Raw genomic sequence first — 12,841 nt, 5'->3', positions numbered from 1 at the left:
GGGAGGCGTGGCGATGAAGCGAGCACAGGCCGTGCGGCACCTCGCGGAGATGGCGGAGACGGCGACCGAGTGCCGACAGTCCCGGGGCGCGCCGATGGCGTGGCCCCTGTCGTCGATGTGGGTCACCGGCGAACTGCTCGAGACGAGCCCGACGGTCGAGGGCGGCACCGTGGTCCTGCTGCTCGACCTCCCGCCCGACGAGCTGCCGTGGCTCGCGGTGCACCCGACGGGCGAGTGGGTCTCCGACGCGCTGCGACTCGGTAAACGGCCTGTGCTCTGGTGCTACCGCCCGGCGGCCTGGCCGGCGTGGAACGCCCGGCACCGTCGGGTGCTCCGGTTCTGGTCCGAGGACGACGGTGTCGGGGGTGAGGTCCTCGACGCCCTGCGGAACGGGCGGAGCCCCGAGATCGCCGAGCCGGACGACGAGGAGCGCCGGGCACAGCTGCGCGAGGAGCGGGACCTCGCTCGGCGCCACCTCCGCGCCGTGCTCGACGGCTTCCACGACAGGTCCTGGCGCCGAGCGCACCACGATCCCGCCGATCATCTCTGGCGCGCCGCGCAGGGCCTGCGCGAGATCGAGGACGCCGCGGAAGGCTGAGCCGGGGCCGCGGAGGTGCTGGAGATGCTGGAGATGCTTCGGAATCCGAAGCGTCTCCAGGCACCTCGCGCCTCGCCCCGGCGGCGTCCTTCCCGTGAGGTGTATCGCCACCACGCTCCTCGAGCTACGTGCCGGTCAACGAGAACGGGAGGAAGCTGCGCGCCAGCAGGCGCAGCGCGAGCAGGAAGCTCGCGATCAGGCCGAGGCGGATGCGCTGGCGCAGGCGCGCGCCGACGACCAGGCACGACGCAGAGAGGCGTCGACCGACGACTCCAGCAGTTCCCGGTCGAGCGCAGGAAGCTCGGCGTCCGCCGGCTCCGGCGCGTACCCCGGCTACACCGGCCCCCGGTGCTACGCCCCGGGCGGCCGCACCTGGCGTCCCTGCTGACCATGATCCGCCCCGGTGCTCCTCTCACCCGATGACATCGGGTCAGAGGAGCACCCAGGAGGATCATGTGGGCGGGAGGCGCGGCGAGGGAGCGTCTCCGACCACCCCGACCCTCACCTCTTCGGCGTCACCGCCGTCAGGCGGTCCGCCAACCCGGCCGGCACGTCCCAGTCGCCCGGGAAGCCGGCGCTGTCGTCGTAGCGCCGGGCGGCGTCGAGCAGCACGTCGGCGTCGCCCACACCGATGTGCGAGAAGCGCACGCGCGGCTTGCCGGGGCCGTCGAGGGCGACGTTGCCCGCGTTCGGGCAGCCGCCGAGGCAGGGCACGTGACGGACACGGACGTCGGCCGACGACACCGCCTCGTCCAGCGCGACCCCGAACGATCCGCTGCCCGGGTCGTCGCGCGGACACGTGCGGCAGATCAGCAGCGGCACCGGCTCAGACCGCGTCCTTGTGGAACCGGCCGTCCTTCATGATCGCATGCAGCTTGTCGTGGTCCTGCAGGATCGTGATGTCGTCCAGCGGGTCGCCGTCGACGAGGATGAGGTCGGCGAGGTAGCCCGGCTGGACCTTCCCGAGCTCGTGGGGGCGCAGCATGATCTCGCCGCCCCAGGCCGTCGCGGAGATCAGGGCCTCCATCGGCGTGAAGCCGAGCCGCTCGACGAAGTGCTCGAGGTCGCGGGCGTAGGTGCCGTGCGGGGTCCAGGCGAAGCCGTAGTCGCCGCCGGGCAGGAGCTTGATGCCGCGACGGTGCATCTCGCGCAGCCCGTCGGTGGCCATCTCCAGTTCCTTCTTGTACCCGACGGCCTCGGCGGCCTCCTGCGGGAACCCGAAGGCCTCGGCCTCGTAGAGCGTGGCGATCAGCCAGTTGATGCCGGGGGCGACGAACACCCAGTCCTTGTTGGCCTCGAGCATGTCCATGCCCTCGGCGTCGGTGAACGAGGCGTGGTAGATGATGTCGACCTTGTTCCGCAGGCACATCTTCACGCTCTCCGCGGAGCGGGCGTGGGCGCAGACGCGCTTGCCGCGGCGGTGGGCCTCGGTGACCGCGGCGGCGACCTCCTCGTCGGAGAAGTACGTGTCCTCGGCGCGCTGGGTGCCGGTGATCTCCTCGCCGGTCATCGACAGCTTGATCTGGTCGACGCCCAGGTCGATCAGCTGGCGCACCGCGAGGCGCATGCCCTCCGGCCCGTCGGCGAACTTCGTGATCGACTTGATGAGCGCGCCGCCCGTCACCGCGATCTCGGGGCCGTTGGCCAGGTAGCGCGGCCCGGGGATGCGGCCGGCGTTGATCGCGTCGCGGCACACGACGTCGAGGCGCTCCTTCGCCGACGCGGCGCCGAGGCACATCGTGTAGCCGGAGTCGATGTACTTCTTCGCCGACTCCATCGAGAAGAGCAGGTGCTCCTCGACCGGCATCATCCCGAGCCCGTCGAGGTCGGCCGAGTTGTTCCAGCTGAAGTGGGTGTGCGCGTCGCACAGCCCGGACATCAGCGTGCGGCGCCGGCCCTCCACGACCCGCGCGCCGATCGTGCGGGCGTCGTCGACCGTGCCGACCGCGGCGATCCGGTCGTCCTCCACGAGGACGTCGCCCGGGTACGGCTCGCCCCCCGTGGAGTCGAGGATCGAGACATCGCGGAACAGGACCTTGGTCATGACGGTCTCCTCGTCGTCGAGGCGTGGCGGGTCGGACGGTGGGTCAGAAGAACTTCAGGAGGTGCTCGGTGACCTCGTGCGGCTTCTCGAGAGCGGTCCAGTGGCCGCAGTCGTCGAAGACGTCGACGACGGCCGAGCCGTGCGCGTCGGCGAGGGCCTGGGTGACGGCCGGGGCGCCGACGCCGTCATCCGCGCCGGTGAGCAGGAGCAGGGGGAGCTCGCGCGAGATCGGGCCAGCATCGTTCGCGCCGGCCAGGGCCTCGCACGAGCGGGCGTAGCCCTCCGGGTCCTGCCGCAGCACGAGCTCGCGCACCGCGGCGGCCGTGCCGGGGTGGTCGCGGCGCGTGGCCTCGGCGGTCGCGTTCGTCATGACGGCGGTCGCGACGTCGGGGAGCCCGCCCGCGCGGACCTTCGCCGCGCGGTCGTGCTGACCCTGCTGCCCGGCCTCGGGCAGCGGCGCCGGGACCGCGCCGAGCAGGGCGAGGTGGGAGACGAGCTCGGGGCGCCGGGCGGCCAGGCTGCGCACGGTGATCGTGCCCATCGAGTGGCCGACGACCCGCGCCGGTCCAGCGTCGAGGGCCTCGAGCAGCGCGGCGAGGTCGTTCGCGAACCCCTCGATCGACAGCGTGCCGGTGGCCGGGGAGCGTCCGGAGCCCTCCATGTCGGGCCGGATCACGGTGAACCGCTCCGCCAGGGCCGCGACCTGCGGCTGGAAGAACGTCGACGTGCCGCCCAGGCCGTGCACGAGCAGCACCGCCGGGCCGTCGCCGTCGACCTCGACGGCCAGTTCCTTGCCGTTGACCTGCACGGGTCAGCTACCTCCAGGGTTCGTCAGCGGACGGTGTTGCGGATGGCGCCGAGGCCGGTGATCGCGCACTCGACGACGTCGCCGGGTCGCAGGAAGCGGGGCGGGTCGAAGCCGATGCCGACGCCGGCGGGGGTCCCGGTCGCGATGACGTCGCCGGGCAGCAGGGTCATCCCCGCGGAGATCACGCGGATCAGCTCCGGGACGTCGAAGATCAGGTCGGCGACGGGCGCCTTCTGGCGCGGCTCGCCGTTGACGGTGGAGCTGACCTCGAGCGCGCCGAGGTCGTCGATCTCGTCCTTGCTCACCGCCCACGGGCCCATCGGGGCGTGCGTGTCGAGCGACTTCCCGAGCAGCCACTGCTTGTGGTCGCGCTGGACGTCGCGGGCGGTCACGTCGTCGACGATCGTGTAGCCCCAGACGTGGTCCATCGCGTCGGCGGAGGCGATGCCGCGCCCGCCGCGTCCGATGATCACGGCGAGCTCGGCCTCGTAGTCGAGCTCGGCGGTGAGACCGGCGTGGGCCTCGATGTCGTCGAAGGGGCCCGTGACGCTGGTGGTCGCCTTGGTGAAGACGATCGGCTTGTCGGGCAGGTCCTCCGAGCGCTGCGGGGTGTCGTAGCCGGAGCGCCCGAACTCCGCGACGTGCTCGCGGTAGTTCTTGCCGACGGCGAACAGGTCGCGGCGCGGTGCGGGGAAGGGTGCGCGCAGCCGCGGGTCGTCGACGACGGGCAGGTCGGTCGATGCGGCGAGGCGGGGGGCGAGGCGCTCCCAGTCCTCGATCACCGCGAGCAACGACGACGCTCCCACCACCGGCGTCAGGTCGCGCACCGTCGTCTCGTCGTCGTCCAGTCGGCCGACCGCCTCACGACCGTCGGTCACGAACGTCACGAGCTTCACGGTGGACCTCCAACCAATGACTACCAATGCGGCCGTGTGGTGTCCCACATCGCCGGTGCACTGACCGTAGGACCCATCCGACGTGAGGCCAAGGCATCACAGGCCTCCGTATTGGTCTAGTATTGGTCGCCATGGAGGCGCCGGTGGTGACGCGGCTGCGCGACCTGCTCGAGGGCGGGATCGCCGACGGATCCCTCGGGACGGGGGCGAAGATCCCCACCGAGCGGGCGCTCAGCGACACCCTCCGGGCGTCGCGGACCGCGGTGCGGGCGGCGCTCGCCGAGCTCGAGCGCGAGGGTCGGATCACCCGCCACGTGGGGCGGGGCACGTTCCTCGCCGAGCTCGAGGGCGACCCCGACGCGCCCGCCCGCGCGCGCACCCCGTTGCAGACCAGCCCGGCGGAGATCATGGCGACGCGCCTCGTGCTCGAGCCCGAGGTCGCGGCGCTCGCGGCCCGGCACGCGACCCAGGCCGACATCGAGCACGTGCAGCACTGCCTGCGCCGCGGGGACGCGACGGCGACCTACGAGGAGTTCGAGGCCTGGGACTCGGCGCTCCACCGGGCCATCGCCACGGCCGCGCACAACGGCCTGCTGTTGCGGCTGTTCGACACGATGAACGCGGCCCGCGACCTGCCGGTGTGGGGCAGCATCAAGCGCCGCTCGGCGTCGCCGGAACGCCGACGGGGCTACGAGCGCTGCCACGGCGAGATCGTCGCCGCGCTCGTCGAACGCGACCCCGACGCCGCGCGCGACCACATGCGCCGCCACCTCGTCGACGTCCGCACGAACCTGCTGGGCGCGCCCTGACCGGGCATCCTGCGCGCATGACCTCTGCCGCGTCGCTCACCGCCGACGCCGAGAGCGCCGACGCCGTCGTCGTCGGCGCCGGTCACAACGGGCTGGTGGCGGCGAACCTGCTGGCCGATCGCGGCTGGTCGGTGCGGGTGCTCGAGGCCTCCGACGCACCGGGCGGGGCCGTGCGCACCGAGGAGATCACCGCGCCGGGCTTCCGCAGCGACCTCGGCAGCGCGTTCCACCCGATGGGCTACGTCTCGCCCGTGCTCGGCGGGCTCGACCTCGGCGCGTACGGCCTGACGTGGCGGCACGCCCCGGCACCGCTGGCGCACGTGCTGCCCGACGAGCGCGGCGTGCTGCTCTCGCGCGACGTCGACGTCACCGCCGCCTCGGTCGACCGCTTCGCGCCCGGCGACGGGGAGGCGTGGCGCCGGCTGGCGGCGGAGTGGCAGCGGCTGCGGGACCCGCTGATGGCCGCGTTCCTCGGGCCGTTCCCGCCGGTGCGCGACGCGGCGCGGGTGCTGCGGACCCTCGGCGCCCCGGACGCGCTCCGGCTGGCGCGGCGGATGCTGCTGCCCGCGACGCGCTTCGGCGAGGAGGAGTTCGCCGGCGAGGGCGCGCGGGTGCTGATCGCCGGCAACGCCCTGCACACCGACTTGGCGGTCACCCAGACCGCCAGCACCGCGTTCGGCTGGCTGCTCTCGATGCTCGCCCAGGACGTCGGGTTCCCGGTGCCCTCGGGCGGCGCCCGCTCGTTGACCGACGCGCTGGTGGCCCGCCTCGCCGCGCGCGGCGGCGTCGTCGACTGCCACCGGCCCGTCACCCGCGTCCTGGTGGAGGACGGCCGGGCGGTCGGGGTGGTGGACGCGGCGGGCGGCCTCGTCCGGGCCCGGCGGGCGGTGCTCGCCGACGTGCCCGCGCCGCTGCTCTACGGCGACCTCGTCGGGCACGAGCACCTGCCGGCGCGCCTCGTCGACGACCTCGCCCGCTTCGACTGGGACGACGCGATCCTCAAGGTCGACTGGGCGCTGTCGTCGCCGATCCCGTGGACCGCCCCGGAGCCGCGGGAGGCCGGGACGGTCCACCTCGGGGGCGACACCGCGGGGTTGATCGACTTCGGCGCGGACCTGGCGGCGGGCCGTCTCCCGCGCGATCCCTTCATGCTGCTGGGGCAGATGACGCTGTCCGACCCGTCACGGTCGCCGGTCGGCACGGAATCGGTGTGGGCGTACACGCACGTCCCGCACGGGCGGGCGCACACCGAGGACGAGCTGGCCGAGCAGGTGCGGCGGATGACGGCGGTGATCGAGCGGCACGCGCCGGGGTTCGAATCTCGCGTCGTGGCCCGGGTCGTCTCACGGCCCACCGACCTGCAGGCGCGGAACCCGTCGCTGGTGCGCGGCGCGCTCATGGCCGGCAGCGCGCAGCTGCACCAGATGCTCGTCTTCCGGCCCACGCCGGGACTCGGCAGGCCGGACACCCCCGTCGAGCGCCTCTTCCTCTCCGGGGCGACCGCGCACCCGGCCGGGGCGGTGCACGGCGCGCCCGGCGCGAACGCCGCGCGGGCCGCGCTCGCGGCCGCCGGTCGCCTCGGACCCGTGTACGCGGCGGGGATGCGGGCGGGACGGCGGCTGGTCTACGGGGCGGCCGACTCGCGGGGGAGCGTGCGCGCCGGCAGGTAGTCGCCGATCAGCTCGCGGTGCCACCAGTCGCCGGTCGCGCGGCGCTCGTCGCGGGTCGTGAAGCGGTAGCGGTAGAGCCGGGCGCGCACCCACGCCGGGCGTTCCCCGCCGAACGGGTCGTGGCCGAGCAGGCGCAGCGTGGGGCGGTCGGCCTCGAGGAGCCGGTCGAGCAGCGCGGGCAGCCAGCCCCGTGCCATCCGGGGTGCGATCGGCACGAACCACATCAGCCAGTCCAGGCGCCGGTGGTACGGCGCCACCTGGGGCGGGCGGCGCGACGGGTCGCCCGGCTTGGCCCGGAACGCGTACTCGCGCCAGAGGGCGTCGTCGGCGCCGTCGGGGTGGTCGGTGCCCTCCAGCACGACCTCCTCGCGCTCGCGCGTCACCGAGCCGAAGGCGCCGTAGCTGTTGCCCAGGTGCACCGGCGTGACGCCCGCGTTCATCAGCTGGCGACCGCTCGCCATGTTGAGCACCGGCCAGACCGACAGGGCGATCATCAGGGCGGTCACGGCGAGGACGAGGACCGCGAACCAGGGCGGGAGGGGGCCCGGCGCGGTCGCCGGCAGGGGGAGCACCAGCCCGAAGCTCGCGTCGTCGACCGCGGCGAACGCCAGCGAAATCGTCAGGAAGTTCAGCCAGGCGAAGTTCCCGCTGCTGACCAGCCAGCCCTGGGTGACGACGACGACCACAGCCGCGATCGAGGCGACCGGCTGCGGCAGGAAGAGCAGGAACGGGACGGCGAGCTGGGTGACGTGGTTGGCGAGCACCTCGACGCGGTGCAGCGGACGCGGCAGGTGGTGGAAGAACCAGCTCGTCGGGCCGGGCAGCGGCTGGGTCTCGTGGTGGTAGTCGAGGCAGGTGAGGTCCCGCCAGCAGGGGTCGCCGCGCATCTTGATCAGGCCGGCGCCGAACTCGACCCGGAAGAGCAGCCACACCAGGAGCCAGAGGACCGGGGCGGGCGGTGCCGTGCTCGCCGGGCCGAGGAACGTCACCAGGAACCCGGCCTCGAGCAGCAGCGACTCCCAGCCGAAGCCGTACCAGACCTGGCCGACGTTGACGATCGACAGGTAGAGCACCCAGAGCACCGCCCACAGGGCGATGCCGGCACCGAGCGGGAGCACGTCGGTGGCACCGGCGAGGGCGGCGAGGGCGAGGACGAGGCCCGTCCCGGCGACGATGCGGAAGACGCGGTCGGAGTAGCGCAGGCGGAACAGGCTCGGGTGCTGCCGCGCGGTCGTCGCGGCGAGGAACCGCGGGACCGGCGTGAGCCCGCGCTCGCCGATCAGCGGCGCGAACTGGGCCAGCGCGGCGGCGAAGGCGATGACGTACGTCAGCGCGACGAGGTGCTGGACCACCCAGCGGGCGATCGTGTAGTCGGGCGCCGCGAGCCAGTCGAGCACGGGTGCCTCCTGCGTCGGGACGGCGAACCCGACAGGTACCCGCTGCGCCGACCGGACGATGCGCGCGGCGTGTCGTCGACGTGAGCGTGTGGCGATCCTGGCGTCAGATGCCAGGAAAGCCGCATCGCTCGCACACTCCGTGTGCGCCGATCAGGCGAGCGCGGCGGCGACGATCGCGTCGGCGTCGATGTGGTGGTGGGCCCAGGAGTCGAGGAGGTCCGAGGAGCGGCCGAAGTCGGTGACGCCGAGGTGCGCGGCCCGGACGCCGTGGACCTGGGCCAGGAACGCCAGCGTGTGCGGGTGACCGTCGAGCACCGTGACGAGCTTCGCCGCCCGGTCGGCGGGGAAGGCGGCGTCGAGGATCCAGGTCGGCGCGCTCTCCGTGGAGCCGGTCGCCGCGGTGCGGGCGCGCAGGGCGCGGAACACGCGGTCGGGGCTGGTCAGGACGACGACGTCGGCGGCGACGCCCTGGGCGTCGAGGCGCTCTGCGGCCGCGAGGGCCTGGCCGACCAGGGCCCCGACGACCGCGATCGTCACGTCCGGGGTCCGCGCGGCGCGGCGCAGGAGGTACGCACCCGCGGTGACCTGGCGCCGGCGCTCGGCGCGCGCGGCCGGGTCGGACGGGACGGCGGCGAGGCTCTGGTCGACGGGCACGGTGGACAGGCGCAGGTAGGTCGACGAGCCGCCGGCGCGCCCCAGGCGCCCCAGACCGTCGAGCAGGCACCAGCCGACCTCGACGCCGAAGGCGGGCTCGAACGCCACGCAGCCCGGCTGCTCCAGGCCGATCGACGGCGTGGTGATCGACTGGTGCGCGCCGCCCTCGGGCGCCAGCGAGACCCCCGACGGCGTGCCGACCAGGATCGACTGCCCGCCCGCGTACATCCCGAACGCCCAGGGCTCGAGGGCACGCGAGACGAACGGGTCGTAGAGCACCCCGATGGGCAGCAGCGGCTCGCCCCACCGCGACCACGTGGCGCCGAGCTCGCCGAGCAGCCCGACGAGGTTGGTCTCGGCGATACCCAGCTCGATGTGCTGGCCGGAGGGCAGCTCGTGCCAGTGCAGGATCGTCTCGGTGTCGTCGGCGAACCAGTCGCGGCGCTCGTGCGCCGACCACGACCCGACCTTGTTGAGCCAGCCGCCGAGGTTGGTCGACGACGTGACGTCGGGGCTGACCGTGACCACCCGGCGCGCGGCCTCGGGGGCGGTGCGGGTGAGGTCGAGCAGCGCGCGCCCGAGCGCCTGCTGGGTGTGACCGGTGCCCGTGGGCGTGCGGTCGAGGTCGTCGGGGATCCCCGGCGGCGCGGCGACCGCCACCGGCCGCCGCCGCAGGCGCTCCGCGGTCGTCCGGCACAGGTCGGCCGCGGGGCCGTCGGGCAGCGGCGCCCAGGGGTCGTCGAGGTCGGTGCCCAGGCCCGTGGCCAACGCGCGCATCTGGGTCTCGGTGAGCAGGCTCGAGTGGTTCTGCGGGTGGCCCTGGGTGGCGAGGCCGTAGCCCTTCACGGTGTAGGCGAAGATCACCGTCGGGCGGGTGTCGTCGATGGCGTCGTACGCGTCGGCCAGGGCACCGAGGTCGTGGCCGCCGAGGTTGCGGATCGCGGCGTGCACCGCACCGTCGTCGACGCCGGCGAGCAGCGCGGCGATCGCCTCGGAGTCCGGGCCGTCGCCGGGCAGGCGCTCGCGCAGCTGCAGCGGCGTGCAGCGCAGCAGGCGCTGGTACTCGGGGTTGGTCATCTCGTCGATGCGCCGGCGCAGCGCGCCGCCGCCGGGCTTCGCGTAGAGCTCGGCGAGCAGCCGGCCGTACTTCACCGTGATGACCTGCCACCCCGCGGCCGAGAACAGTCCGAGCAGGCGGGTCGCGGAGATCTCGGGGACGACGCGGTCGAGCGACTGGCGGTTGAAGTCGACGATCCAGCAGACCTCGCCGAGCTCGCGGACCACCGGGTCGAGCACGGCCTCCCACACGGCGCCCTCGTCGAGCTCGGCGTCACCGACCAGCGAGAACTGGCGCCCCGTCCCCGCGTGCCCGCCCAGCCCGTCGGCGTAGCGGCGCGCGATCGTCCCCCAGATCGGCGCCGTCGCCCCGATGCCGACCGAGCCGGTCGAGTAGTCGACCGGGTCGGGGTCCTTCGACCGCGACGGGTAGGCCTGCAGCCCGCCGGCCTCGCGCAGGGTCGTCAGGTAGGACGCGTCGAGCTCGCCGAGCAGGTGGTTGATCGCGTGCAGCACCGGCGAGGCGTGCGGCTTCACCGACACCCGGTCCTCGGGGCGCAGCGTGTGGAACCACAGCGCGGTCATGATCGTGACGATCGACGCCGACGACGCCTGGTGGCCGCCGACCTTGAGCCCGCTCGGGTTCGGCCGCACCCGGTTGGCGTGGTCGATGATCGCGGAGGCGAGCCAGAGCACCCGGTCCTCCACGGCCTGCAACGCCTCGCGCTCGGGGTGCTGGTCCGCGATCGGGGCGGGGGCGGGACGCGTCGATGTCATCTCGGGCCTCCGGGTCTCACATTGACGCACGAAGCGTTCGTCATGGCGCTGGAGTGCGCAAGCGATGCGCGGGGCGCTGAGCACTATGGTCAGCGCCAGGGGCCCGGCGTCGGTGGGGAGTGAGCAGGATGGAACCCGTCGACGGGATCGACGCCCGGCTGCTCGCGGCCCTCGGCGAGGAGCCCCGCGCCACGGTCGTCGCCCTGGCCGAGCGGCTCGGGCTGGCGCGCAACACCGTGCAGGCCCGCCTGACCCGCCTCGAGGAGCGCGGCGTGCTCGGCGACTTCGCGCGGCGCATCGACCCGGCGGCGCTCGGCCACCCGCTGCGCGCCTACGTGACCACGCGCGTCGACCAGCGCCGGCTCGCCGAGGTGACCGAGGCGCTCGCCCGCATCCCCGAGGTGGTCGAGGTGGTCGGGCTCGCCGGGGACGACGACCTGCTCGTGCAGGTCGTGGCCCGCGACGCCGACGCGCTCTACACGATCGCCGGGAGCCTGCTCGCCGTCCCGGGCGTCGAACGGACCTCCACCGCGCTCGTCATGCGCCAGCTCGTCCCGTTCCGCCTCGACCCGCTCCTGGAGCGCCGGGCCGGTACGTGAGCAGTTGGCCCCCCGAGAGGGGCGCCAACTGCTCACGTAAGACGGTCAGCCCAGCGTGAAGGGGTCGCGGGTGCCGCCGGTGAGCTCGACCCAGACCGACTTGTTCTCCAGGTACGCGTCGATGGCGTGGATGCCGTTCTCGCGGCCGATGCCGGAGGCCTTGAAGCCGCCGAAGGGCACGCTCGGCGCGACCACGCGGTAGGCGTTGATCCAGATCGAGCCGGCCTTGATCTTCGCGGCGACGCGGTGGGCGCGGTGCACGTCCTTGGTCCACACCGCGCCGGCCAGGCCGTACGGGGTGTCGTTGGCGAGCTTGATCGCCTCGTCCTCGTCGGTGAACGTCACCGCCGCGAGCACGGGGCCGAACACCTCCTCGCGGAACACCGTGTCGGTCGGCTTCACCGAGAGCACGGTGGGCTTGACGAAGTAGCCGCCCAGCGACTCCTCCGACGACCCGCCGTACTCGACGACGGCGCCCTCCTGGCGCGCGGTCTCCAGGTAACCGACGACCTTGTCGTACTGCATCTTGTTGGCCACCGGGCCCATCTCGGTCGCCTCGCCGAACGGGTCTCCGAGCTGGATGTGGGAGGCCCGCTCGGCCACGAGGCGCACGAGCTCGTCGTGGACGTCCGCGTGCACGATCAGCCGCGAACCCGCCATGCACGTCTGCCCGGTGGCCGCGAAGACCCCGGCGACCAGCCCGTTCGCGGCCGCCTGCAGGTCGGCGTCGGCGAACACGACCTGCGGGGACTTGCCGCCGAGCTCGAGGGTGGCGGGGTTGAGGTTCTCCGCCGCGGACGCGGCGACCTTGCGTCCGGTCGCCGTCGAGCCGGTGAACGCGACCTTGTCGACGCCGGGGTGCGCGGCCAGGTGCGCGCCGACGGCGCCGGAGTTCGCGGTGACGACGTTGACCACGCCGTCGGGGATGCCGGCCTGGGCGATCAGCTCGGCGAACCCGAGCGTCGAGCCCGGCGCGTGCTCCGACGGCTTGATCACCACGGTGCAGCCGGCGGCGAGCGCCGGCGCGACCTTCCAGCTCATCAGCAGCAGCGGCGAGTTCCACGGCGTGATCGCGGCGACGACCCCGACCGGCTCGCGGCGCGTGTAGACCAGGTAGTTCGGGTTCGGCGAGGGGATCTGCTGGCCCTCGATCTTGTCCGCGAGCCCGGCGAAGTAGTGGTACCAGCCCCCGAGGCCGGTGAGCTGCCCGAGCATCTCGCGGTAGAGCTTGCCGGAGTCGTTGACCTCCAGGCGCGCCAGGCGCTCGGCGTTCGCGCTGATCAGGTCGGCGAGCCGGCGCAGGCACGCGGCGCGGGCGAAGCCCGTCATCTGGCCCCACTCGCCGTCGAGGGCCGCCCGGGCGGCGTTCACGGCGGCGTCGACGTCCTCGTCGCCGCCGTCGGGGATCGACGCCCACGACTGCCCGGTGTAGGGGTTCTCGGACTCGAAGGTCCTCCCCGAGATCGCGCCGGTCGGCTTGCCGCCGATCAGCATGGACAGCTGCTCGAGCTCGCTCACGGAATCTGCTCCCGT

11 protein-coding genes are annotated in these 12,841 nt (G+C 73.7%); 4 read left to right on the top strand and 7 right to left on the bottom strand.

The features are described from left to right. Window positions 1–13: 13 nt before the first annotated feature. The gene (locus tag QSK03_RS12460; RefSeq protein ID WP_285652247.1) at window positions 14–598 is read left to right on the top strand and encodes a DUF7711 family protein; all 585 of its coding nucleotides are present in this window, start codon (window positions 14–16) and stop codon (window positions 596–598) included. Window positions 599–1,099: 501 nt separating this feature from the next. Here the strand turns inward: QSK03_RS12460 and QSK03_RS12455 are convergent. From QSK03_RS12455 to QSK03_RS12440, 4 genes are read right to left on the bottom strand one after another with little or no spacing between them, the layout of a single operon-like run. Then, entirely contained in the window at window positions 1,100–1,420 is a 321-nt protein-coding gene (locus QSK03_RS12455) for a thioredoxin domain-containing protein (protein WP_285652245.1), read from the bottom strand. A 4-nt stretch (window positions 1,421–1,424) separates the two neighbouring features. Next, window positions 1,425–2,642, bottom strand: coding sequence for a metal-dependent hydrolase family protein (locus tag QSK03_RS12450; RefSeq protein WP_285652243.1), 1,218 nt, complete (start codon window positions 2,640–2,642; stop codon window positions 1,425–1,427). 43 nt (window positions 2,643–2,685) lie between these two features. Further along, on the bottom strand, window positions 2,686–3,450 hold the full coding sequence (locus QSK03_RS12445; RefSeq protein ID WP_285652241.1) for an alpha/beta fold hydrolase: 765 nt from the start codon (window positions 3,448–3,450) through the stop codon (window positions 2,686–2,688). A 23-nt stretch (window positions 3,451–3,473) separates the two neighbouring features. Beyond that, window positions 3,474–4,337, bottom strand: a complete 864-nt coding sequence (locus QSK03_RS12440; RefSeq protein ID WP_285652240.1) for a fumarylacetoacetate hydrolase family protein — start codon at window positions 4,335–4,337, stop codon at window positions 3,474–3,476. A gap of 140 nt (window positions 4,338–4,477) precedes the next feature. Between QSK03_RS12440 and QSK03_RS12435 the strand changes: the two genes are divergently transcribed. Beyond that, window positions 4,478–5,155, top strand: a complete 678-nt coding sequence (locus QSK03_RS12435) for a FadR/GntR family transcriptional regulator (RefSeq protein ID WP_285652238.1) — start codon at window positions 4,478–4,480, stop codon at window positions 5,153–5,155. Between the two features lie 17 nt (window positions 5,156–5,172). Beyond that, window positions 5,173–6,825, top strand: a complete 1,653-nt coding sequence (locus QSK03_RS12430) for a phytoene desaturase family protein (RefSeq protein ID WP_285652235.1) — start codon at window positions 5,173–5,175, stop codon at window positions 6,823–6,825. On the opposite strand, the gene QSK03_RS12425 is transcribed toward QSK03_RS12430, so the two are convergent. Next, window positions 6,780–8,222, bottom strand: coding sequence for a lipase maturation factor family protein (locus QSK03_RS12425; protein ID WP_285652232.1), 1,443 nt, complete (start codon window positions 8,220–8,222; stop codon window positions 6,780–6,782). The two genes, QSK03_RS12430 and QSK03_RS12425, sit on opposite strands and share 46 nt — an antisense overlap. A gap of 150 nt (window positions 8,223–8,372) precedes the next feature. Beyond that, window positions 8,373–10,709 carry a thiamine pyrophosphate-binding protein gene (locus QSK03_RS12420; RefSeq protein ID WP_285652229.1) on the bottom strand — a complete coding sequence of 779 codons (2,337 nt, stop codon included), beginning with the start codon at window positions 10,707–10,709 and terminating at the stop codon, window positions 8,373–8,375. Between the two features lie 128 nt (window positions 10,710–10,837). On the opposite strand from QSK03_RS12420, the gene QSK03_RS12415 reads away from it, so the two are divergent. Then, complete coding sequence (locus QSK03_RS12415) at window positions 10,838–11,308, top strand: Lrp/AsnC family transcriptional regulator (protein WP_285652226.1); 471 nt, start codon at window positions 10,838–10,840, stop codon at window positions 11,306–11,308. Between the two features lie 45 nt (window positions 11,309–11,353). Here the strand turns inward: QSK03_RS12415 and QSK03_RS12410 are convergent, their stop codons facing one another. Beyond that, window positions 11,354–12,826: an aldehyde dehydrogenase gene (locus QSK03_RS12410; RefSeq protein WP_285652224.1), complete on the bottom strand. Its 1,473-nt coding sequence runs from the start codon at window positions 12,824–12,826 to the stop codon at window positions 11,354–11,356. Between the last annotated feature and the right edge of the window lie 15 nt (window positions 12,827–12,841).

The sequence above is a fragment of the Actinomycetospora sp. NBRC 106375 genome (genome assembly GCF_030269665.1).
GTDB lineage: Bacteria > Actinomycetota > Actinomycetes > Mycobacteriales > Pseudonocardiaceae > Actinomycetospora.
This window is presented reverse-complemented; position numbering and strand designations above follow the sequence as displayed.